The sequence below is a fragment of the Microcoleus sp. T3_A4 genome (genome assembly GCF_036700465.1).
GTDB lineage: Bacteria > Cyanobacteriota > Cyanobacteriia > Cyanobacteriales > Microcoleaceae > Microcoleus.
On sequence record NZ_JAUBOY010000032.1, the window covers coordinates 1 to 23832 of the forward strand.

The 23832-nt window shown below is 45.1% G+C and carries 15 protein-coding genes and 2 tRNA genes; 10 read left to right on the plus strand and 7 right to left on the minus strand.

The genetic code is table 11. The features are described from left to right. Window positions 1-58: 58 nt before the first annotated feature. From QUA07_RS18570 to smc, 5 genes are all read right to left on the minus strand, one after another. Window positions 59-1906, minus strand: coding sequence for a DUF6798 domain-containing protein (locus QUA07_RS18570; RefSeq protein WP_333327713.1), 1848 nt, complete (start codon window positions 1904-1906; stop codon window positions 59-61). Window positions 1907-1918: 12 nt separating this feature from the next. Further along, complete coding sequence (locus QUA07_RS18575; RefSeq protein WP_333327716.1) at window positions 1919-4096, minus strand: hypothetical protein; 2178 nt, start codon at window positions 4094-4096, stop codon at window positions 1919-1921. Between the two features lie 81 nt (window positions 4097-4177). Continuing rightward, on the minus strand, window positions 4178-5200 hold the full coding sequence (locus QUA07_RS18580; RefSeq protein ID WP_333327719.1) for an SGNH/GDSL hydrolase family protein: 1023 nt from the start codon (window positions 5198-5200) through the stop codon (window positions 4178-4180). A gap of 289 nt (window positions 5201-5489) precedes the next feature. Then, window positions 5490-6515 carry a PRC-barrel domain-containing protein gene (locus QUA07_RS18585; RefSeq protein WP_333327722.1) on the minus strand — a complete coding sequence of 342 codons (1026 nt, stop codon included), beginning with the start codon at window positions 6513-6515 and terminating at the stop codon, window positions 5490-5492. A 68-nt stretch (window positions 6516-6583) separates the two neighbouring features. After that, window positions 6584-10468 carry a chromosome segregation protein SMC gene (gene smc, locus QUA07_RS18590; protein ID WP_333327725.1) on the minus strand — a complete coding sequence of 1295 codons (3885 nt, stop codon included), beginning with the start codon at window positions 10466-10468 and terminating at the stop codon, window positions 6584-6586. 365 nt (window positions 10469-10833) lie between these two features. Here smc and murA point away from each other — a divergent pair, with 365 nt between their 5' ends. Next, window positions 10834-12252, plus strand: coding sequence for a UDP-N-acetylglucosamine 1-carboxyvinyltransferase (gene murA / locus QUA07_RS18595; protein ID WP_333327728.1), 1419 nt, complete (start codon window positions 10834-10836; stop codon window positions 12250-12252). On the opposite strand, the gene QUA07_RS18600 is transcribed toward murA, so the two are convergent. Then, window positions 12253-12399 (minus strand): hypothetical protein, encoded by a 147-nt coding sequence (locus QUA07_RS18600; protein WP_333290653.1) that lies wholly within the window; start codon window positions 12397-12399, stop codon window positions 12253-12255. On the opposite strand from QUA07_RS18600, the gene QUA07_RS18605 reads away from it, so the two are divergent. From QUA07_RS18605 to QUA07_RS18645, 9 genes are all read left to right on the plus strand, one after another. Beyond that, window positions 12389-13258 (plus strand): M48 family metallopeptidase, encoded by an 870-nt coding sequence (locus QUA07_RS18605; RefSeq protein ID WP_333327732.1) that lies wholly within the window; start codon window positions 12389-12391, stop codon window positions 13256-13258. The genes QUA07_RS18600 and QUA07_RS18605 overlap by 11 nt on opposite strands. After that, a tRNA-Leu gene (locus QUA07_RS18610) sits at window positions 13237-13318 on the plus strand. Before QUA07_RS18605 ends, QUA07_RS18610 begins: the two co-directional genes overlap by 22 nt. A 198-nt stretch (window positions 13319-13516) precedes the next feature. Further along, complete coding sequence (locus tag QUA07_RS18615) at window positions 13517-13735, plus strand: hypothetical protein (RefSeq protein WP_333327735.1); 219 nt, start codon at window positions 13517-13519, stop codon at window positions 13733-13735. 584 nt (window positions 13736-14319) lie between these two features. Then, window positions 14320-14401, plus strand: a tRNA-Leu gene (locus tag QUA07_RS18620). A 205-nt stretch (window positions 14402-14606) separates the two neighbouring features. Next, entirely contained in the window at window positions 14607-17969 is a 3363-nt protein-coding gene (locus QUA07_RS18625) for a hypothetical protein (RefSeq protein WP_333327738.1), read from the plus strand. 295 nt (window positions 17970-18264) lie between these two features. Then, window positions 18265-19140 (plus strand): DMT family transporter, encoded by an 876-nt coding sequence (locus QUA07_RS18630; RefSeq protein ID WP_333327882.1) that lies wholly within the window; start codon window positions 18265-18267, stop codon window positions 19138-19140. Between the two features lie 352 nt (window positions 19141-19492). Next, the gene (locus tag QUA07_RS18635) at window positions 19493-21166 is read left to right on the plus strand and encodes a methyltransferase domain-containing protein (protein WP_333327741.1); all 1674 of its coding nucleotides are present in this window, start codon (window positions 19493-19495) and stop codon (window positions 21164-21166) included. Window positions 21167-21242: 76 nt separating this feature from the next. Continuing rightward, window positions 21243-22112 carry a calcium-binding protein gene (locus tag QUA07_RS18640; RefSeq protein ID WP_333327744.1) on the plus strand — a complete coding sequence of 290 codons (870 nt, stop codon included), beginning with the start codon at window positions 21243-21245 and terminating at the stop codon, window positions 22110-22112. Window positions 22113-22152: 40 nt separating this feature from the next. After that, a complete protein-coding gene (locus QUA07_RS18645) occupies window positions 22153-23001 on the plus strand; it encodes a Uma2 family endonuclease (RefSeq protein WP_333327747.1) in 849 nt (282 codons plus the stop codon). 9 nt (window positions 23002-23010) lie between these two features. Here the strand turns inward: QUA07_RS18645 and QUA07_RS18650 are convergent, their stop codons facing one another. Beyond that, window positions 23011-23817 carry an MOSC domain-containing protein gene (locus tag QUA07_RS18650; protein WP_333327750.1) on the minus strand — a complete coding sequence of 269 codons (807 nt, stop codon included), beginning with the start codon at window positions 23815-23817 and terminating at the stop codon, window positions 23011-23013. Between the last annotated feature and the right edge of the window lie 15 nt (window positions 23818-23832).

Sequence of the window (23832 nt, forward strand, 5' to 3'; positions counted from 1 at the left end):
TCTGCCACATCTCTTGATGAGATTATTCGCGCTTATTGTGCAACTTAGTGTCTCATTTTTATTTGAAATAACTATACCTAATTTTATACAGTATCCATTTGCCTTGTTTGTCTGCGATTTCCCCTGGAATATTTGGATGCCAGTCAGTACGAGTCAGGATATAATCGGCATGATAGTTTTTGGCTACTTTGACTAAATCTGCACTGCTGCGGCGGATGAAAAAGTCATTTCCTCCCCAGATCATTTGCGGGTTTAATGGCACTCCTAAAACGGTTTCCATGCGACTTTGCCATTCTTTGATGCCTTTTTCGGTAAAGGGAAAGTTTTTGAAGTTGACGACAATCGCTCTTTCGGAGAAAAACTGAAAGCTGGTAACTGAAGGTGGAATTAATACGAGTGAATCTCGGCTGCTAATTTGCGAAAATCGCACAGCTAATTTGCTTAAGTCGTCCCTGGGAACGGCATTGATATTAACTCTTGTGTGAAATACATTTAATATAGGTTGGGGCATAATTCCTGCTACTCCAAAAACTAAGGTGGCGGTAGTTATTAAGGCTAATGTGTGAGTTATAGTCTGTTTTATAGATGTAGCTAGGGATGTTTTTTCTAAAATGAATGGGAAGGCGAGGATTGAGAAAAAGATGGGGATACTAATTATTCGATCGCCCATTATTTCCCATGAATCAGTCAGCGGATATATCAAGCTGAAAATTACCGTGCCTGCTGCTATAATCCACAACAATAGATTATATCGTTTGGGAAATACGTATTTTTTTGTTTGCCAAACTGATAATCCTAAGAAAAGGATACCCCGAAAAGGCAAAGTTAGAATAGCTAACAGCAACAAGCTAACAGCTATTTGTTTGTCTCTGTAAATTTGTTCTACCGTCAAGGCAACAGCAATAAATATAATTAATTGAGCAAAAGGTACGGTTCTAGCTAACTGTAGTTTGGCGATAAAAGCCACCGGGTAAATTTCTACAAATATGTAATTTAGAAACAGCCCAAAAAGGGATGTACCAATAATTATATAAAAATTAACTTTGTCTTCTTTTGGCAAGAAGTCGGAATTTTTGATGCACAGCAAGCCACCCATTATAAAACATATAAAGTTGAACCAATTCCCGACATCCCAATTTGACGGGAGGATGTGGTGGGGGTTGCGGACTTTCGCATGAATGTAGACAAACTCAGCGTTGTCGATAGTGTGAGTGCTGGTAGTACCTGTTAATAACATCGGTACGTAAACGATACTTGCCATTGCTGCTAAAAGTGCGATCGCCAAAATCAATGTTTTAAACTTCCGCTGTCTTACAGATTCAATAAATAAAACGGGAACCATCATCAATCCCGGCAACAAACCAACTAAAAATTGCAGCAAACAACCCAGTCCAAAAAATAAATATCCGGTCAGCCATTTCTGGCGCAAACTAAAGTAAATTCCCCAGATTGCGAAACCCATTGCGAAGGTACTGGGTACTGATTTGGTGGAAAATATCAGGGTGTTACCAACATCTGTAAATGAAGCGGCTATACATAAAAAAGCCATCGCTGCTGCAGGCAGCTTGGAATTAGTATAGATATTGATAATTGCGTAGCAAGCTAGGATAAATGAACCGAAGGCGAGGAATTGATAAATAAAGTGCGCTAGGGGAATGCTGGTTCCTATATTTGCGAGCAAATAGATAATATAATAATAGTAATATCTCGGATTAAACTTAACCATTTCCTGAACGTAATAGTCATTTTTATAGAGTTCAGGATTTAACATCAATTGAATTGGTGGCACTTCGGGAAAGTTGCCTCCTATCGGGAAAATATACCCAGTGGCCATCAGGGAGCCGATGATGACAAAAGTATAGAGAGATAGATTAAAATACCAGTGGGATTTTTGATGTTTTTGCATTGACGGTTCCACCTACCTACTGACAGCCAAATTGTTAATCTCCAGTTGGCATTGGTTTGATAAATCTTGTTTGCTGCTACTCAATACCTCAAGCAGCAGATAAATGGGATTTTTGCCCTCAACTAATAGATTTAAGCCGATCGCACTTTTTGAACTATAAGCCATTTCTGCTGAGTCTATTAATTTACCTTGCTTGTCCCACAAAGTCAAGCGCAGGACAAGTCCCGGACATTGTTTGTTAGGTAAATTGAGTTTGCCGGTAACTTTCACTTTGTCTGAGATTGAACCTAAATACAGGAAAGATGTATCGATTTTCTTGCTGTTTTTAATTGAATTAGTTACAATATTATATAGGTTATTCGATTCTTGACTGATTGAATAATTGGCACTTGTGTAGATTGATTGATGCAAACTAATCCAATCTAACTGCGTGCCTGGTCGATCGACTATTTGCCGCTGCATCGCCTCCAGAGTCCTAACTGCCGTTGCTGTATCAGTCGGCCGCACCCTCCGGTAAACGCTGACAGTCACGCCGTTTTCTAGCTTAAACTGTTCCGGTAGCAATTGGAAATCGCGGGCAATTTCCCAGTTTTGAGTAAAGGCATCGTACACAACTTTAACAACATCTTGTTCGTGCGATCGCAAAACTTGTTCGTCAGTCGGTAATACCTGCTGAAAAGGTACCGCAACCACCGCATATTGTGACTGTAACAACTCCGGTAGCGGGTAAGTATCGCGCGAGTCAATTTGCGGCCTCCCGATTGTATTTAATTTCCACCAACCCTCCGGCGGGTTTAATTTTCGGTTGGCTTGTCTGAGGATGTTAGCATTAAAACTGTTAGAAGCACCGGCAATATAAATCGGTTCTTCATTCGGTGCTAATTTTCGCAGAAACTCTACTAATTTTACAACTTCGTCGTAATCCGATCGCACTAACGGCGGAAAATTACCCACAAACAGTCTTGGCAAATCAATTTTGAGAGGAATTAACCCGACTGCGGCATTGACAACCAGGTACAAACCCGCCGCGCCCAGCATGAAATACCGGATTTTTCCCTTGAGTGTCAGCCACGTTGTCCAGAAAAATGTGGATAGTCCTAAAAGTGCGATCGGTGTAATATGAATTGTATAGTGCAAGTAGCCGTAACGCAACACTAACAGCCATTCAATCAGCGACAAAACCCCAAACAACGAAACAAAAATAGCCGCCGGAACCAGCATTCGGGTGAGAATTCCCGCAGAAAAACCAATCAGTACCAGCAGCCAAGTTCCCAAACCGTAAAAATCCGCATAACGAGTTAAAATATCACTTACAGGCAAACTCCAAGCGACATACAAATTGCGGTAGTCAACCGTCAGAGCACTGCGAGTAAAATCTCCCGCTACCAACATTAAAATACTCAAGCTAGTTACAGCTATCAAGCCCAATTTTACACCGGATTCAAACAAGCATCTGTAGGCAAACGGCGCTGCCGCGTCCTTGTCTTTTGGAGACGACAATGCCGTTTTTTTACGGTATATTAGTACAATAAACTCGATGAAAGCCTGTAAAGTCGCTGCACCCAAAAAGGCGATCGCACTATAAGCAAAATGGCGTCTCAACAGAATCGCCGCCGCCAGCAAAAACCCAATTAACGGGATTTTCCACCAAGATTTCAGCTTAACATCCTGCAAATAAACCCAAATTGCCAAGGCTACAAACACACAGCCGCCAGTATCCAGATATCCCCGCAGAGTCGGTATCCAACTCATCGGAATTAATAAACTCAGCAGCACAGTTGACCAAAACACCCGGCGCGGATAAACTGGAATTAGCTTTGCAGAAATTGCCCCCAGCAACAGGCGAAACGGCAGCACATAAATCAGGGATATACTGAGAATGTAACTCAGCCGAGATTCGCCAAATAAGAGAATAAATGGCACTAACGGCAAAGAGATTAATAGATTTTTTTCCTTAGATAGCGATTCTATAACTCCGCGCCATGCTTTATCGGGCGAGTCTCGAAATAAATTGGCCGTGTTGACTGTAGCGGTGTTGTAGCCCGCGTAATCCCACCAATAAAAAGTATGTTCGCTGGATACATAGATTGATGTTACTGCAACTGTTACAAGAACAAGTAAAAACAGAAAAAAGCCATCAATCAAACTCTTGCGAGGCAATTTAAAAGAAACCAAATCCAATAATCCCATCACTCTCGCAACCCTAAATAACTTATAAACTTCCTCTTTCTCTATTCCTTCGCGCCCTTTGCGCCTTCGCGGTTCATTAACTTACCTTAAAACAGTACCTTGCAAAAAAACTTCCAACTTTTCTGCATATTGCCGATTGGCGATCGCACTTGGATGAAGGTCATGAGGTAAATTATTATTGGCAGGTACTTTCAAATCAACCGAAATATCCGCCGTAGCAATTCCCTCCTGACTTAACTCCGCCAACATCTTAGCAGAACCCGCATTAATTCCTGCCACGACTAACTTAACGCCATTAGCCTCAGCCACACGGTGAAACTCTTCAATAATTGCCTTAGAAACCTCATGGCTTCTATATAATCCCTCTTCAAATTGATTGTAATTAACCTCCAAAAAATGGCTTAATGCAGAAACCCGCATCAGGGGGAACTCGTGATATTCAAGCTTTGCCATCTTGTAGGTAAAATTATTTTCTCCATTCAGCCTAGCATCGGGCTGGAATAAAATACCCAGTTTATTCCAAGCAGCCATTTGCTTTCTTCTCGCTCTTAACAAAGTATTGCGGCGGTCGTGAAAACCCGCATAAGCAATCACCGCAATTTGGGGTTTATTTGCTTGTTTGAGTGCTTCTTTGAATTGAATCAACGAGTGCAGCGTGCCGTAGCCGTTAACCCCGAAATTCACTATTTCATATTTGGGTAATTTCTCTTGCAGCAACCAAGCATAAGTTTCGCTATCATTCAATGACCAACCGTAGGTAAAAGAACAGCCAAAAATCCAAATTTCAGGTTTTTTTGAGGATTGATTGTAAGTATTGAGGGGATGAGTTATTCTTAAACTATTATTTAGATGAGTGGCATTAAATGAGTAATTGCCGTTAAGTGTCACCTTGAATTTACCCGGCAAATGCTTGTAGCCTAGTTCTGAGTCTTTGGTAAAAAAGTTACCTTTTGGTTCGACTGCAACATCAACATTTTCTATTTGCCAGGGTTTGTATCCCGCAACTCGCAAGACAATTTCAGCCGTGGTGGTGGATAAAAAAACGGGAAAAATTAGATAAGTTATTAATCTGAAAATAGAGGTTTTAATAAAGTTTTTTTTCATAATTTAGCGTAGGGGCGGGTTTTACAAACAATATTTGAGGTTCACCAACAATTTAGATAAACCCGCCCCCACACAGCCGATAATCTAGATTAACCTGATGTTCGAGATAGTCCAAAAAAATGTAGATTCCGATTATTCGTTGGGCGGGAGCGGGTTTATTATATTGTTGGTTTTACGCCGATATGCTTGGTAAAACCCGCCCCTACAAGCCATTGTAGGGGCGGATTTCACAACTATCTATGTCTAAAACAAACAATCTCGTAAACCCGCCCAACCAATTGATTAATTTCTAATAACCAGGCTCCTCCTCATACTCAGGAGTCTTAGTTTTCTCAGGGATATTCACCCGAGGAGCCTGGTAAGGCTTCGGTGCCTCATCGTCAGCCCAAGCATCGGCCTCCACATCATCCTCGTACTCGTACTGCACCACCGGCTGCTTGGGGCGAGAAATCTCAGGGCGAGTGTATTGCGGCTTCTCCTCGTACTCCTCCTCTTCGTAATCGTCCTCCTCGCCACCCCAATTATCCTCTTCGTAATCCTCGTAATCGTCGATGGGCTGCGGCTGTGCCTGCACCGCGCGCATCGGCGGCTGGCGAACCGCAGGCCGATTCCACTCTAAATCCTCATCCCAAGGAACTTCCTCCACCGCAGGCGCAGCTACCCGGCTCCGCATTTCCGGTGCAGGTATCCGCACGCCCGGGCCCAATTGATTTCCCGTAGCCACGGGTTTAGGATAATAACCTGCCTCGTCCTCTTCTCGTTCCCAAGGTGCTTGACCCAAACCAACGCGCTCCAGCAAACCCACACTAAGCTGCCTGAGCCTTTCCTCGGAACCTTCAAACACAATCAAGCGATTCGGGCCGCTGCTGACAATTTCTTCAATCCCCAACTCGTAAGTGCTGAGAACTTGGTCGGGGATTTGGGGGATTCCCAAGGAAGCGATAATTATAGAAACTAACTTACCGTCTTCGGGGTCGAACCTAAAGCCCCGCACCCTACCCAAAAGTTCGCCAGTTTCGGTAATAACTTCGCTGTTAATCAAAATGCTGTAGACTTCAACATCAACATCGTCTTCGAGCGCGCTCTCATCTTCCACCAACAGCACGTCGCCGATTTCACTAACATTGCTGAGGAACATAAACTTCGGCATTCCAGCGACCGCAAATATATTATCACGCAGACCGATCGCCACAACTTCCCGCCGATCGATGTCCACCCACAATTGACTAACCACCCCCAAGCGTTTACCTCTGTCGCGGGTGATGACCTGAGTGCCTAGAATGTCTGAGCGTTGGCAGATTTGTTCGGATGTCATTCTAACTTTAATCCTGATTTATTAAGTACATATATCACTCAACACGAGCGTTAACAGAAACTCCGGGACTACAACTTCAGCCCTATGACTTGAGTATAAGCTCCCCGTGCTTGAGTAACACCAATTGTACGCTCAGCCGATTGAATCATAGGTCGCCGCAAACTCACAACAATAAACTGGGCTTGTTCAGACTGTCGTTTTATCATTCTAGCTAATCGCTCCACATTTGCCCCATCCAGAAACATATCCACTTCATCAAAAGCGTAGAACGTAGACGGGCGGTAGCGTTGCAGCGCAAAAATAAAACTCAGCGCCGTCAATGACTTTTCGCCTCCAGACATGGAAGCCAGCCGCTGTACGGGTTTGCCCTTCGGGTGAGCCACCAAATTCAAGCCACTGCTGAAGGGGTCTTCCTGGTCATCTAGCTGGAGATAGCCATCGCCTTCGGAAAGTTCCGCAAAGATAGTCTGGAAGTTCTCGTTAACCGCGTCAAAAGCTTCCTTAAAAGCGCGCCGCCTCAGTGTGGTAAAATTTTCGATTCTCAACAGCAGTTCAGTGCGTTCTCCTTCCAATGTCGTCAATTTTTGACTCAATTCTTGAAGGCGTTCTTGAGTGCGGTTGTACTCTTCCAAGGCTAGCATATTGACAGGTTCTAAAGCTTGAATGCGTTTGGCGATCGCCTTTACTTCTTGCTGCAATTCCGTTAAATTGGCTTTCTCGACATTTTCAGGAATCGACGGCACGGGGTCGGGCATTTCCGCCCGCTGCGCTTCCAATAGAGTACGGATTGCGGCCAATTGTTCCCGGCGTTCTTGCTGGGTTTCGTGGAGTTTTTGCAACTGCCATTGTAACTGTTGTTTGGCTAAATGCTGTTCTCGCAGTTGAGATTCCGCCCGATCGCGCTCTCCTTTCTGCACGCCCAATTTTTCCTCAATTTCCCCCAAAGCCGCCTTAGCTTCGGCAATTTGCCGATCAAGTTCTAACTGCTGCGAAACAATGCGATCGAGTGCCTCCGCCCCCGCATTTTGCTGCACTTGCCATTCCTGCAACTTCTCGCTGCCTTCCTTAATTTTGTCTTCCAAACGCCCGAATTGATTTTCCAAGTCTACAAGGCGCTGCTGGACGTTTCTCAGAGCCAATTCTCGCTCTTGGAGTTGCGCTTCCAGAGCGCGCAAACTCGATTGCATTTGCTGCCATTCGCTGTGACTGTTGGACTCTTCCAACTGCGCCAAAGTTTGGCGGTATTGCTGCAATTGAGTTTCCTGGGCGGGCAATTCTCTCTCCAGCAACTGCAATCTCGATCGCGAATTAGTTAATTCCTGTGTATTTTTCGCAATTTGCGATCGCACTTGTTCCTGTTGCGCTTGCAAATTCTTAATTTCTGACTCCAACTGTTCCAAGCGCAACTGATGTTCGCGCAAATTTTGTTTCGCTTCCATCAATTCTTGGCTGCGAGTTTTGACTGCAACAGAAGCGCGATCGATCGCAATTTTGCACCGTTCCAAAATCCGCTCAATTTCCTCCAACCTTTCTTGCAGAGATGCGATCGTCCTGGCTTCACTAGCAGCCTCACTAGCCTCAACCGTGCCAAAATGCAAAGTAGATCTATTAGTAGAACTTCCCCCAGTCATCGCCCCGCTAGTTTCCAAAATTTCCCCGTCCAAAGTGACAATCCGGTACTGTCCCAAATAGCGGCGGGCGTCGCTGAGGTTACTAAACACAACCGTACTGCCAAAAACGTAAGCAAAAATTTCCTGATACCGGGAATCGCAATCAATCAAATTAACAGCCGCATCCACAAACCCAGCCGCGCGCCGCAAATTTTCATTCACCGAATACCTGCCACCTCTAATCTTATTCAAAGGCAAAAACGTCATCCTTCCCGCCCGTTTTTGTTTCAACAATTCGATCGCAGCAGCAGCCACGCTGTCATCTTCCACCACCATATTTCCCATGCGCCCGCCCGCCGCTATTTCCAGCGCCAATTGATAGCGCGGTTCGACCCTGCCGAGTTGAGCCACCAAGCCGCAAACTCCGCCAATTGCGCTTTGCGCGACAATTTTTGCAGTAAACGTTCCCGTCGCTTCTTGCAGTGCTTGAAACTGCACTTCTAGCTTGTCTAATTTGCGCTGTCTTTCCCGCTGTTCTTCCAACAAACGAGTTTGAGTTTCCTGTTGCAGTTGCAATTCTTGTTCGGCTTCGACTAAAATCTGATTTAGCGATTCTACTTGCAAAGATGCAACGCCTTTGGTTTCCACAAGGCGAGATTGCTGCTCTTTTTTCGCTGCAATTTCCTGTTCCAATACTTGCAGCGATTGGTTTTGTTCTTGAATTTGGCTGTGCAGGCGATCGGCTCTTTCGCCAATGGTAGCTTGTTCTGTACGCTGCGGTTCCAAAGTTTGTTGAATTGTTTCGATTTGGCGGTGCAATTCCGTTTGCTGCTGTACCCAAACTTCGGCCGTCGACGCGATCGCATTTGCAACTTCCCGATTTTCATCTAAACTTTGCTGCGCTGCATCCCGCTGTTCCTGCAAAGTTCCTATTTGAGACTTAACATAAGATATTTCAATCTCAATTTGCTCCAAACTTTGCCGGAATTGGCGAACTTCTTCCTCGGTTTGTGCTATGTTAGCCGCCATTTGCCCAGCAGTTTTTTCCAAATCTTGTTTGCGGTTTTGCAGTTGCCGCCGTTCCGCTTCCTGAGTCGCAATCGTCGCTTGCAAAGCCAACAATTCCGACTCTCCCAAAGCTTTAACGCGGGCATTCAGCGCTTCAAGTTCGGCGGTTGCTGCTTGAATTTGGGTGTTAATTGCTTGCAGTTGTTCGGTGAGAGATGCCGAAGTACGATCGCCCGTTTCGATTTGTTCTCGCAGCTTCCATTCTTGCTGCTGCAATTGGCGGAATTTCAGCACTATTTCCCACTGCGATTTTTCTTGAAATTCAGCCCGCAATTTTTGATATTTTTCCGCTTTTGTGCGATCGGAAGCCAGTCTATCGCGCTGAGAAATCAGCTCTTTTTCTACAATGCGGCTGCGTTCTTCCACCTCCTTAACTTCATCCAACTTCTGCCTAGCTAAAGAGATTTTGCGATCGAACTGAGCCACGCCAGCTAATTCGTCAATGATTTCTCTGCGTTCCTTAGAATTCATCGAAATAATGCTGGTAACGTCTCCTTGCAGCACGACGTTATAGCCTTCGGGATAAATTCGCAAGCGGTTGAGTTGTTCGTGAAGTTGAGTCAGGGTGCAAGGTTGGCCGTTAATGTAATAAGTTGAAGTGTAAGTACCTTGGCGAGTTACCCGAAGTTTGCGGGTCACACTCCACTCATCCGGTTTTGGATTTTGGATTTTGGATTTTCGATTGGTAGCGAGTAGTTGTCCGTTGTTGTCTTGAGTTGCTGCGATTTCAATCTCTTCTACGTCTTCAACAGATAACTCATCCGATTTTGGATTTGGGATTTTGGATTTTCGATTAACAGATGATTGGCCGTTGTTGTCTTGATTTTCGGCAGTTTCTATCCCTGCGACTTCTTCAACAGATAGAGGCGATTCTCGATTAGCAGATGATTGGCCGTTGTTGTCTTGAGTTTCGGCATTTTCTATCCCTTCGACTTCCTCTGCTTCAACAGATAACTCATCTGCTGCATTTTCCTCCTCATCTTCATCCCGGGTGAACCATTCCTCTCCCACATCTTCCAGCGCAAAAGTCGCAGTCACGCTAGCTTCGATCGTACCGCGTTTGTTTTGGGCGCTGTTCACCAAATCCGGCAAACGTTCAGCCCGCATTCCCTTAGAACTCGAAAGTCCGAGACAAAACAGCAAAGCGTCGAGGATGTTGGACTTCCCAGAACCGTTGGGCCCGGAAACCACAGTAAAACCGGGCAGCACGGGAATGGCCGTCGTGCCGCCAAAAGATTTAAAGTTAGTCAGTTCGATCCGCTTAATGTGAACCATATGCTAGGAGTAGCTTTGGCTCTAGGTTGTTGTCACAGGGTAGCACAGGCAATGGGGCGATCGACAATGTGTTAACTTTCTAGCATTGTCGATCGAACCGATATCTTACACCTTTGTCAACAACAGAGTCTGCTTTTACTTAAAAAGATCGTTGACAAAGGTACAACATCTGAGATCCGAGCGAACGCTACAAATGAACGTAAATTTTGATACAGATAACTTCATGAGACTCGATCGACATTATTTGTACGCTCAAACCTGAAAGCCTTGCCCCGACTGAAGGTTGGCAAATATAATGCCAAGAATTCCTAATGTTACCCCTAGACATATAAAAACTTTCCGGTAAAATCGAACCAAAATTAATAATGTATAAAGTAACGAAGCGCATTATGGAGGGCAAACCCATTACACCAGCTCAGAACTCATCTAACCTGCCAGCTTCCCCTGAAAGCGACGAACAACAAGTATTACAAATTTGGGGTCGCGAACCCCTTAAAGGACACGTCAAAATCAGCGGCGCCAAAAACTCGGCCTTAGTCGTCATGGCAGGAACCCTGCTATGCCCAGAGGATTGCCGTCTCCGCAACGTTCCCGGTCTAGTCGATGTCGCCCGCATGGGGCAAATTCTCTCGGCTGTAGGAGTCAAATTACAGCAGAACGGGGACGTTTTAGACATCAACGCCAGCAACCTCATAGACGCTCAAGCCCCCTACGAATTAGTCAGCCAACTGCGGGCGAGCTTCTTCATCATCGGCCCACTCCTAGCGCGTTTGGGATTTGCCAAAGTGCCCTTGCCCGGTGGGTGCGCCATCGGTGCGCGACCCGTTGAACTCCACGTTCGTGGTCTGCAAGCCCTCGGTGCCGAAGTCCACATTGACCACGGTACCGTTCACGCTTACGTCAAAGGGCCAAACCGCCGCCTGAAAGGAGCCAAAATTTATTTGGACTACCCCAGCGTCGGCGCAACTGAAACTTTGATGATGGCGGCAACTCTGGCTGAAGGAGAAACCGTGATTGAAAATGCGGCTCAAGAGCCGGAAGTTGCAGATTTGGCGAATTTCTGCCGCGCCATGGGAGCAAAAATTCAAGGCGCTGGCACGAATACGATCGTCATTTCGGGAGTTCCCAAGCTGCACGCGGTAGACTATTCAATTATTCCCGATCGCATTGAAGCCGGAACATTTTTAGTAGCCGGAGCCATCACTCACTCCGAAATCAGTTTGTCGCCGGTAATTCCCGACCACCTGACCGCAGTCATTGCCAAATTGAAGACAATTGGGGCGAAAATTATTGCAGAATCCCCCGACATTTTGCGGATAGTTCCCGGCCAAACTCACTCGGCCACAGACATCGAAACTCTGCCTTACCCTGGTTTCCCCACAGATATGCAAGCTCAGTTTATGGCTTTGCTGACGCTGAGCGAAGGCGACAGCTTGATCAAAGAAACCGTGTTTGAGAATCGCCTGCGCCACGTAGCAGAACTCAACCGCATGGGCGCCGACATTCGCCTGAAAGGCAATGTAGCGATTGTGCGCGGAGTCTCGCGGCTGTCGGGTGCGCCGGTAGTGGCAACAGATTTGCGGGCTTCGGCGGCGTTAGTGTTAGCGGGACTTGCAGCCGATGGTGTCACCACCATCAGCAGCTTGCAGCACTTAGACCGCGGCTATGAGCAGTTAGAGGTGAAACTGCAAAAATTGGGAGCTAACTTGCGGCGGGTCAAAGAGGGTACAGACCCGGCGACTGCTGAGGCTCCTGTCAATCCCGTGCGATCGGGTTTAAAGTAGTCAGAAGGAAGAAGGAAGAAGGAAGAAGGAAGAAGGAAGAGGAAAAAAGGAAGAAGCAAAAGAATTCCCCATGCCCAATTCCCCATGCCCCATGCCCAATTCCCAATTCCCAATTCCCCATTCCCAACTGACTAAAATGTCAAACATACCGCTCATAGGTTTAAAAGCAGACCAGTTTCGCCACCCGCTAGACTTGGAAGCTACCAGCACTCTCAAACAACTGCCCGGCCTGGATTTGATGGTGCGGCAGTTGCTGGGACAACTGGGCGAACAGTTTTTCATGCTGGAAAATCTGGCTTCCAGCGTCCAAGTCGGCGAAAATCAATTGCCGCACCTGCATCAATTGCTAGTGGATGCCTGCAAAACTCTGGATTTGGAGGTGCCGCAGCTTTATGTCCGCCAGCATCCGATGCCAAATGCTTACACCTTTGCGATGCGGGGAAAACAGCCTTTTGTGGTGATGCACACTTCTCTGATTGATTTGCTCACAGACGAGGAAGTTAAGGCAGTAATTGCTCACGAGTTGGGGCATTTGAAGTGCGAGCACGGAGTTTACCTGACTCTGGCTAATTTAATTGTGTTGGCCGCCGGCCAAATTTCGCCTGTGGGAGCCGTGCTGGCGCAGGGTTTGCAGGCGCAAATGTTGGAATGGTTGCGGTGTGCGGAATTTACGTGCGATCGCGCCGCCTTGCTCGCGACTCAAGACCCAAGAGTGGTAGCATCACTGTTGATGAAACTGGCCGGAGGTTCGCCGACTTTAGCTCCCAAACTGAATGTCGATGCGTTTCTGGCGCAGGCGCGATCCTACGACGACCTCAGCAGCACTCAACTGGGAGAAATGCTCAAACAAGCTCAGACGGCTCAGTTGTCCCATCCTGTACCAGTATTGCGCGCCAGAGAGATCGATCGCTGGGCAAGTTCAAAAGATTATGAATCTTTGCTTGCAAGAAATCGATCGGTGTGTTATGATGGTGAAACGAAAAAGGGCGGGTGGCGAAATTGGTAGACGCATCAGACTCAAAATCTGACACCGAAAGGTATGAGAGTTCGATTCTCTCCCCGCCCACTGCTAAAGAAGCTAGTGATGTATTAATAAAAAACTGTGTGCTAGGTAGCCCAGTAGCTCCCAGTGCATATCTCATCACTTGATATCCCCCTTGCTGGTGGCTGTGGTTGGTAGCCGAGTATTTTCCGAACTTCAGTTGAAATAACTCATGACCAACCGCACTATCGTCTGCTTTTTATGTAATAAAAACAGAAAAAGATGAGTAAGGAGGCAAGCAATATACCTTCTTTGGATTTAGCTATCGTTCCAGGCACAGTTTATATCCAAGATTGTGTCTGGAATCAGTTAAGTAAACTGTATACTCTTGATTTAGCCACAGGTAAAGCAACATTCATCGGTGAGATCATTACAGAAGTGTATGATATTGCCTTTGTTGATTCACAACTCTATGGCATGGAGCGAGTACGAGTTCGATAAAATGCTCGTTGCTGCTGACTTCGCACCAGTGAAAGATGAGAAAGATGTATCCGCTCAATAATTCGGGGCGGACTACCCACTCAGGAACGATTTTGCGTCATTTGAGGTGCATCGTTGAGCGATTTATCCCGGATAATTGAGCGGATACAGAAAGATGTTACGCTTTATTACTAAAAAAAAAATTATCTACCCTTCTAGATAGACTAATAGTCATCCCCAGATCGGGCAAACTTGCGACCAATTCTAGCAGATGCTGAGTTATCAGCACTAACGGAAATACCGTCATCAGCAACCTCGATTATGATTTCTTAAAAGTTTTGCAAAACAAGTCTAATAGCATATATCACATTAAGTGATTACCAAAAACTGAATGTAGATGCGTTTTTGGCGCAGGCGCGATCCTACGACGACCTCAGAACCACTCAACTGGGAGATATGCTCAAACAAGCTCAGACGGCTCATTTGTCCCATCCTGTACCAGTATAGCGCGCCAGAGAGATCGATCGCTGAGCAAGTTCAAAAGATTATGAATCTTTGCTGGCAGGAAATGGATCGGTGTGTTATTAGGGTGAAACCAACACAAAGGGCGGGTGGCGAAATTGGTAGACGCATCAGACTCAAAATCTGACACCGAAAGGTATGAGAGTTCGATTCTCTCCCCGCCCACTGCGAGGAAAGCTAGTGATGTCTTAATAAAGCGCTCTGTGCTCAATAGCCAAGCAGCTCCAACTGCATCTCTGATCACTTTATCTCGCACTCGCTGGTGGCTGTCGTTGCTAGCCGAGTATTTTCCCAAAATCAGTTGAAATAACTGATGACCAACCGCACTGTTACTTTCATCTGCTTTTTTATGTAATAAAAACAGAAAAAGATGAGTAATCAGGCAAGCAATAGATCTTCTTTGGATTTAGCTATGGTTCCAGGGACAGTGTATATCCAAGATTGTGTCTCAAATCAGTTAAGTAAACTGTATACTCTTGATTTAGCCACAGGTAAAGCAACATTCATCGGTGAGATCATTACAGAAGTGTATGATATTGCCTTTGTTGATTCACAGCTCTATGGCATCGATCGAGAAGGCGACACAACGCAGCTCGTAAAAATTGACATCAAAACGGGCGATACGGCTGTCATTGGGGATACGGGCTTTGCTACAGCCGGCTTGGCTTATAATGCCCAACGTCAAACCCTTTATGCCACCACAGCTAAACAACTGATTGCCCTTGATATCAAAACAGGAAAAGGTACACCAGTAGCTACCGTAGCTAATAAAGACTACAACTGTGGTGAAGTTGCCTTTGATAGCAATGGCATAGCATATATCACATTAATTGGCTACCAAAAGAAGAAATTACTTGCTAGATGCAATCTCGATACTAGCGAAGTTAAAACTATTGGTGATACCGGATTTCCTGGTATTGGCAGTATGGAATTTGTTGGCAATGTCCTTTATGGCGTTACTGGCAGATTTTTTAACTTGGGAAAAGACGGTCAATTAATCCGCATTAATACCCAGACCGGTAAAGGCACATTAGTGGCTCAAACCAAGCCTAGCGGTCGTTGGGCAGGAATTGCGGTTTATCAACCAGCAGCAGAAGTGAGCGCAACCATCACTTCAAAAGTTAACACTGAAGCTACACAAGCGGCACAAACAACTACTACAACTAGGGAGGCAACTATGAAACTGTTAACAATTGATACCAAAGAAAACTGTTACGTTATCAATACCGATCAGATGAATAACTTGCAACAAAATGTTGCTAAGTCTCTGACATTAAACAAAGGAACTTTTGACATCCAAATTACCAGTGGTACTTACAGTTATAGTGCCAACAATACCGTTGGTGAGCCTTTTGTTTTTCTCTGGATTTATGGACTTGATGGCAGTACCTTTATCAACACAAAGACAGGTGTTGAGACAGGTGGAACTTGGGCAACTTTAAACGGCTATAACGACAAATTGCAGTTTGAGATCAAAGAAAAAGCTGTAGTCTGTGCTTTATTCTTTGATACCTATAGTGATGATAATGAAGGCCAAGTAACTGTTTCAATCACTGGCAATCAACAGAATCCCCAAACTTTAACCGTTGATAGCGAGACGAACTGCTATCCGCTTGATGGCAATTATCTCTCAACTCTTAAAAAAGCCAATGCTAATTCTATCGAGTTAGCCCCAGGGAACTATCGCGTCAAAATTCGGGAAAGCAATGCCACTTATGGAGCAGAAGCCAAAAATTTCCAATTAGAACCTTGGGCGTTACTGTTGATTCAAGGGGGAAAATTTATCTCCAAGTTGACAGGAATTGAACTTAGCGAAAGTTGGTGTTCCTTAAATGGCTTCAAAGATGAAGTTATTTTTGAAGTCAAACAAAAAACCACCCTCTCCGGCTTCTTTTTTGATACATACATAGAAGATAACGAAGGGCAAGTTGTTTTAGAAATCAATAACATCAGTGATCTAGAAGTAGCCCAAGAATATGCACAGTCATCAGTAAAGCCTGGTACGGGCAGCAGCGACAGCACTGTTAGTGGCAGCAGCGACAGCACTGTTAGTGTAGTGGGTGGTGGTAGCGCAACTAGCTCTGGTGGTAGCGCAACTAGCTCTGGTGGTACAACTAGCTCTAGTGGTGTATCAGTTACCACTGGTGGTACAACTAGCTCTGGTGGTATACCAGTTACCACTGGTGGTACAACTAGCTCGGGGACTGAAAATATCAATATTGGCAGTGGATTTAACTTCACTTTTGACCAAGATCAGATGGAACAAATGTGGCAGCAAATGGCAGCCCAAATCAATACTTCCATCACAGTAACAGGTGACCCGAACGAGAAAAAAGAAGCTTATTGGGACAATTTGGAAAAATGGCTGCTTAAAGGCTATCAAACTCAAGCTAAAGACTTAGCGATGAAGGTAGCACGGCTGGAGTTTATGCTTAAAACTCTTACCCAACAAATGGAAGTTAGTTTTAATCAGAATTTCCACAATTGGTCGGGATACTTCAACAAAAATCTCAACGACTTATTTATTTCCCGAATCCCCCGCATTGTTAGCGAGCAGGTGAATTTAAGAATCTCTGAACAAACCCAAGAGATTAAAAGCTTAGTGCTGCAACAAATGCAAACCGAACTCAATGAGCGTGTTGAGGCCGTCGTTAATCTCAAAGTGGCTAATCAGACTCAAGAAGTTAAGAACCTCGTAGTTCAGCAAATGCAAACTGAACTTGAGCAACGGATTGAGAATGTAGTTAACATCAAAGTTGCAAATCAGTCTACAGAGATTAATACCCAGGTAATTAATCAAATATCGACTGATATTGATGAGCGCATTAGTAACTCCGTTAATGTCCAAATCGCCAATCAATCTCAAGAGATCACTAATCAGGTAATTCAGCAACTCCAACATACTATTGATCAGCGTGTTGAGAATGTGGTGAGCATCAAGATTTCTGATCAAACCCAGAATGTGAAGAACCTGGTGATTCAGCAGATGCAAACTTACATCGATCAACGCATCGATAATGTCGTGAACCTGAAAGTGTCTAATCTATCTCAAGATATTAACACTCAAATTGTTCAGCAAATTCAACACGACATGGATCAGCGGATTAATGCGGTAGTTAATCTCAAAATTGCTGACCAAAGCCAAAACATTAAAAATCTGGTCATTCAGCAGATTGAATCTAACATTGATGCTCGCATCAATACGGCTGTTAATCAATCTAGCACTAGCAACGTGCAGTTAGTGACTAATAATATTGTCAACGATCTTGACAATCGCATTAATGTTAGCTTGGATAACAAGATTCTCAACTTCCGTAATGATGTCTCTACTATCGTCAAAAATGAGCTGAACCAAAACTTCACGCAGAACCTCAAAAATACGATTTTTGCAGATTTGAAACAGCAACAATTCTACCTGGATATGAACTTGATCAAGGCAGAAGTTGAGAACTTCTACTCTAATCTGGCACAGTTTGAGAATCAGTTCTATTTACGCATTGAACAAGGGGACACTCAACTGTATAACTGGACGCTGGAACAACTTATTGCTCTCCAAGGTTGCTTAACAGATCGTCAGGCGTTAGTCGATATGTTTGAATCTTTCGCCACTAAACTCAAAGACGAATTAGATAATGCTGAATGCGTTCGTCCCGATCGTTTTGGTTCTTGGGTAAGAACAGATATGCGGTCACAATTTCAACCTACCCAACCTCCGCAATTACCACAACGTTAATCAGTAGGTAGACATATATATTGGGTGTCCGAAGAAAGGAACGAAGCAATCCCAAACCGCAAGCGAATTGCTTCTTTCCTCTATTCGGACATGATGGTATTGATTTATGTTCACCGCCCACTGCTAAAAAAGCTTAATAAACCTAGGGTTCCAGGTAGGCCACCGGGAACCCTAATTTATATGGCATCGGGAATCGGGCATAGGGAATTGCGAATTGGTAACTAATGACAACAGTCAACAGTTAACAGTCAACAGTCAACAGTCAACAGTCAACAGTCAACATTCAACAGATTTTATGGGTGAAATCGCCGCTTTAGGCGCTGCATTTGTCTGGGCTCTATCTTCCACCATCTGGCAGCGAGTGGGACAGCAAATCCCCGCAGTCGTGCTAAATTTGCTCAAAGGCGCGATCGCCCTTTTCATGATCCTTGCCACTGTACTAATTTTAGGAAAATCTTTACCCGCAATCAACCCTAATATTTTAGCAATGCTGCTGATTAGCGGCGGCCTAGGAATTGGCATCGGAGACACCGCTTTCTTTATCGTCTTAAAATATTTAGGGGCGAGGCGAACGCTACTTTTAGAAACCCTATCTCCCCCTTTAACAGCTTTATTGGGCTTAATATTTTTGCAAGAAAAGTTATCGCCCATTGCTTGTACTGGCATTCTTTTAACAATCTGTGGCGTAGCTTGGGTAATTGCCGAACGAACAGCCGAAACAACCTTATCATCAAAACATCTTTGGCAGGGATTAGGTATTAGTTTATTAGGACAAACAACCCACGCCGTTGGAGCAATTTTATCCCGCGCTGCCTTCACTCAAATAGATATTGATCCCCTGTGGACAGCCGCCTTGCGTTTGAGCGGTGGTATGGCAGTCATGTTGTGCTTTTTTAAGCCAACAAACCTTGACAGTTTCAAACAATTAAAATCCTCACAAATATTAGGTGCCATAATTCTGGCAGCTTTTTTAGGAACCTATCTCGGAATTTTCCTGCAACAGACTTCGCTGAAATATGCACCCGCAGCAATCGCTCAAACACTCAGTTCTACCAGTCCCCTGTTTATACTGCCTTTAGCCGTGCTGGCGGGCGAAAAAGTCAGCATTCGGGCTGTTTTGGGGGTAGTTGGCGCGATCGGCGGAATCGCCTTATTATTAGGTTTGAAGTGATGAGATGTGAGACAGAAGTGTTGGGGCTTGCTAAAAAATAAAAAAATAGGCGGCTTCGTACTTACTGTCCTTAAATATTAGTTTAAGTATCCAAAAACGGGTCTTCCATACTTAGTATGCTCAAATATAGCAATCCTTGTAGGATTGGTGAATAAGATTTAAAGGAAACGCTCTTAACGCAGACCAAGAGAATAGAAAATAAAAAAAGTTCGCAAGTGAGAATTTAAGGCTTGACAAATGTGCCGATCGCCATTGTATACTGACATCGCAATGCTAACCTTCGGCTGGTTGTCTGTCGGCATGGGTTGCTCTGTTTTATTTTACGATCAACTAATCAGGAATTTTAGACAAAGTGATCGATCGCGTCAACCACGACCTCTTGAAGCTGCTACCGCCGGATGCTAAAGTCATTGTTGAAATTGGCTGCGGTACGGGTTCGACGGGTGAAGAGTACAAGCTGATCAATCCCCATTGTCAGTATATCGGCATTGAATGCGATCGAGAAAAAGCTAAAATTGCCGTCGATCGGCTAAACTGGGTGACGGTAGCCGATATTGAAGAAATTGCCCTCGAAAGTCTCGAAATCGCTCCAGGAACCGTCGATTGTTTGGTTTTTGGCGACTTGCTACCCTATCTCAAAAACCCTTGGGAAGTTCTCAATCAATACAGTGCTTTGCTGAATCCAGAGGGGCAAATTCTCGCCAGAATCCCCAATGTTCAATACTGGCGGCGCATTGTCAATCTGCTGCGCGGACAGTGGGAGAATCCCGACAACAAGATGCAGCACTGGTTTACCCTAGAAAGTATTAAATCACTATTTGCTCAAGCCGGATTACAGGTTTATGAATTTCAAGGGAAGGGACACAAAACCGAAAATTTTGTCCACTTTCAGGAATTACTGCATCCAATGGTAAAGGCTTTAGAGCTCACATCGAGCAGCTTTGCTACGGAAACCGGTGCTGAACATTATATCGTGCGATCGACAAAATCGACCGTACCTGCGCGCAGACTGCTGATTCAGACTATCATTATGGCTCCTACAGGGTGCGATCGTGTGCGAGTTTTGGAACCGGACAAATTTAGCGCCACAATTCCCGGTGTCCGCACCGTATCCGGCGTGAAAACAGCAGGATTAATTCCCCCTCTACCGGAAGAAGAAAAAGTCTTCATTTGGCAGCGGACAATTATGCAATATCCTGGCTATATTCCTCAACTCAAAGAACTGTTGCAACAAGGCTATTTAATAGTAGCTGAAATTGACGACAATCCCATCCGCCGCCGCGAATACGCAGATAATAATTACCTCAGCTATCGCGGCTGTCACTGCGTTCAAACTTCTACAGAACCCCTCGCAAAAATTTTGCGCCAATACAATTCAAATGTTGCCGTATTTCCCAATCAATTAGCTTATCTACCTCCGCCGCGAGTTTATCCCGCAGAAGATACAATCACAATTTTTTTTGGAGCGCTCAACCGCGAAAAAGATTGGCAGCCGATTATGGCAGCACTCAATCGAGTTTTAGTTGCCCACAAGCACCGGATTAGAGTTAAAGTAATCCACGACAGAAAATTTTTTGAATCCTTGAAAATACAGCAAAAAGAATTTGAACCGTTTTGCAGTTACGAACGGTATCAAGAAATCATGTATAGTTGCGATATAGCTTTGCTGCCGCTTGTTTCCAGCCCGGTTAACGAAACGAAATCCGACTTAAAATTTATTGAATGTGCAGCGCGGGGAGTAGCGGTGCTGGCCAGTCCCACTGTGTACGAACATTCGATTGTCGAAGGTGAAACAGGATTGATTTATAGATATGAAAAAGAGTTTGAAACCAAACTAAATTCGCTGATTTCTGACACTTCTAGGCGCCGGAAAATAGCCGCGAATGCTTACGAATGGGTGCGGGACAACCGCTTGCTGTGCGGACACTACCGACAGCGGCGAGATTGGTACTTACAGATGCGGGACGAGTTGCCACGCTTAAATGCTGAGTTGCGCGATCGCCTGCCGGAGTTATTTGGTGACTAAATGCGGTAAGATTTATACGGGTTATTGTGCGATCGTTCTGTTTTATTGTTTAATTTCTAATAGTTACTCCACACCAATGCGAATTCTATTCACTATTGCTCACTTTTACAATCCCAGCGGCGACGGGAAACACGCTTCCCAACGAAATGATCCGCAACCACGACTAAATGCTTTAACCGCTTGCGTGACATCGCTGCAAGCTTTGTACGGCAAATCTCAGTCCATGATTGACATTAGCGAATGTGCAACTATTCCAGCCAATCAATCTCAACAGCACGAAATTGACATTGTTGTTTGCACTACTCAAGGTTATCATCTGTTGCCTCAACTGCCAGTGCAGCCCAGATGTTTTATGCACCATGCTACAAAATGCGAACCGCTGCTGTTGGGGTTTGAGTGTCAAGCAGTTTTGCGAGCGTGTCTTAACAAATACGATTATTTCTGTTATTTGGAAGATGATTTAGTGCTGCATGATCCGTGGTTTTTTAGTAAACTAAAGTGGTTTACGCATCACGGAGGAAATGGCAATTTGCTGCAACCTAATCGCTATGAAATATCGCCTAAAGGCGCGGTTTTTAAAGCATATGTTGATGGTGATTTAGCAGACTCAGCGACTTCTCCATTTCAAAATGTAGAGGAGCAGCGGCAGTTAATGGGAAAAATCATGGAACAAACAGTCGCTTTTGAGCGGGCGTTGAATCCTCATTCCGGCTGCTATTTTTTGAATGCGGAACAAATGGCACATTGGGCTAAGCAGTCTCATTTTTTGGATAGGGATACTAGCTTTATCGGCCCGCTGGAAAGTGCCGCGACTTTAGGAATTATGCGGACTTTTAGAGTTTACAAGTCAACTCCTGCTTATGCTAATTTTTTGGAGGTTCAACATTTTGGCACGAGTTTTCTGAATTTAATTGGTAATAAGGTGAGGGTGCCGGAAGCAGGATGAGTTAAGATATTCAGGTAAGCTGCAATACTTGAGAGGTAGCATGACCCAGGCAACCGAAAAAATTGTCCTTCCCTCTCCTTTCCCCGACCACACTCAACTGCCAGAGGAAGACGGCACTTTTGTGAAGAATTTTCAGGAGCATCCGCAGAGCATTATTTTGACTGATTCTATCGGGTCGGTATTGCAACGGCTTCATCCCGATGGGCAATATGCTATAGGGCAAGACTGTGGCATCTATTGGCGAGAAACAGACCCGCTTGAAAAGGGAGCAGAAGCTCCTGATTGGTTCTACGTGCCGAACGTGCCACCAACACTAGGAAATCAGATTCGTCGCTCTTACGTGCTGTGGCGGGAATTCATGGCTCCGATGATTGCTTTGGAGTTCGCATCGGGAGACGGTTCAGAAGAGCGAGACACAACCCCACTATCGTACTCGGAAGTTGGAGCGGCGCAAAGGCCTGGGAAGTTTTGGGTCTATGAGCGGATCATGCGGATTCCGTATTATGGCATTTATGAAATCAATAGTGGCAGGCTGGAGGTTTACAGCCTGAACAATGGGTTTTACCAGCAGTTGCTTCCGAACGATCGCGCTCATTATCCGATCGCGCCAATGGGCGTAGAATTAGGACTGTGGCAAGGCAGTTATCAAAACCAGACAATGCTGTGGCTGCGGTGGTGGGACAGCGAGGGCAATTTGCTGCTGACAGGTACAGAACTAGCTGCTGTCGAACAGCAACGAGCTTCCTTAGCAGAGCAGGCTTTGAGTGCAGAAGCCCAAGCACGGCGGGATGCCATCCCTCGGCTGTTGGCAATGGGATTGAATACAGAGCAAGTGGCAGAAGCACTCGGTTTATCAGTAGAGGAAGTTAGGCAGCATTCACAATCTTAAGGTTGCTTTTTAATAAGCAGTCAAAACATCGCCGATTTTAACTGTGCCGCTGTTGATAATTTTGGCTAAAACTCCGGTTTGCGCGTGACCGAATTCCTGTTGCAGTAAACTGAGTAGGGAAATATCCCGATCGCCCGTTTCTGGATTCACTTCTATGTTGACACAGCGACCGATTCGTGCTGTAACTTCTATGCGCGCCGTGCCTAATTGAAACTGTTTTCCGATCAACTCAAATTCTGACCAAGCTGCCATACCTTCTAGCACAATGTTCGGGCGAAATCGGCCCACATCAATGTGGCTACCCGCCCTTGCTGTTAATTCGTCTAATGTGGCTTGACTGAGTAAAGAAATGTGTACGGGTTCTCGATCGGGATAACGAGTTTCGCCGCTGGTGTCACCGACTAATTGCAAAGGTGCAAACTGCGGGTGTCTCGCTTCTTTTGTGGGTTCAATTGCTGCCAAATATTCTGTGAAAAAACTGCCGATGCGATCCCGCCCCGCTGCTGTGTTCGTTTCTGCCGATAACACTACAACTCCTTCACGCTTGACTGTTAAAACGGCAGTTTCCGGTTGATAATCACATTCTAAAGCTGCTAACAAAGGCCAATCGTTTTGGACTGCAAAATGTTTTTTGCTCATCCAAGGGACATTTTGGGCGGGCATCTTTGCAGCTTCAAGATTATCTGCAAACATTAAGGCAAAAGCTCGATCGCCCTTAATTCCATGTCCGGCTGTTAAAGCAAACTCCGACATTTCTTGCGGCGTCAGCCCTTTAATTGGATAAATAAATAACTGTTTTATTGTTGCTAATGTCATAAAATTTTCTGAAGT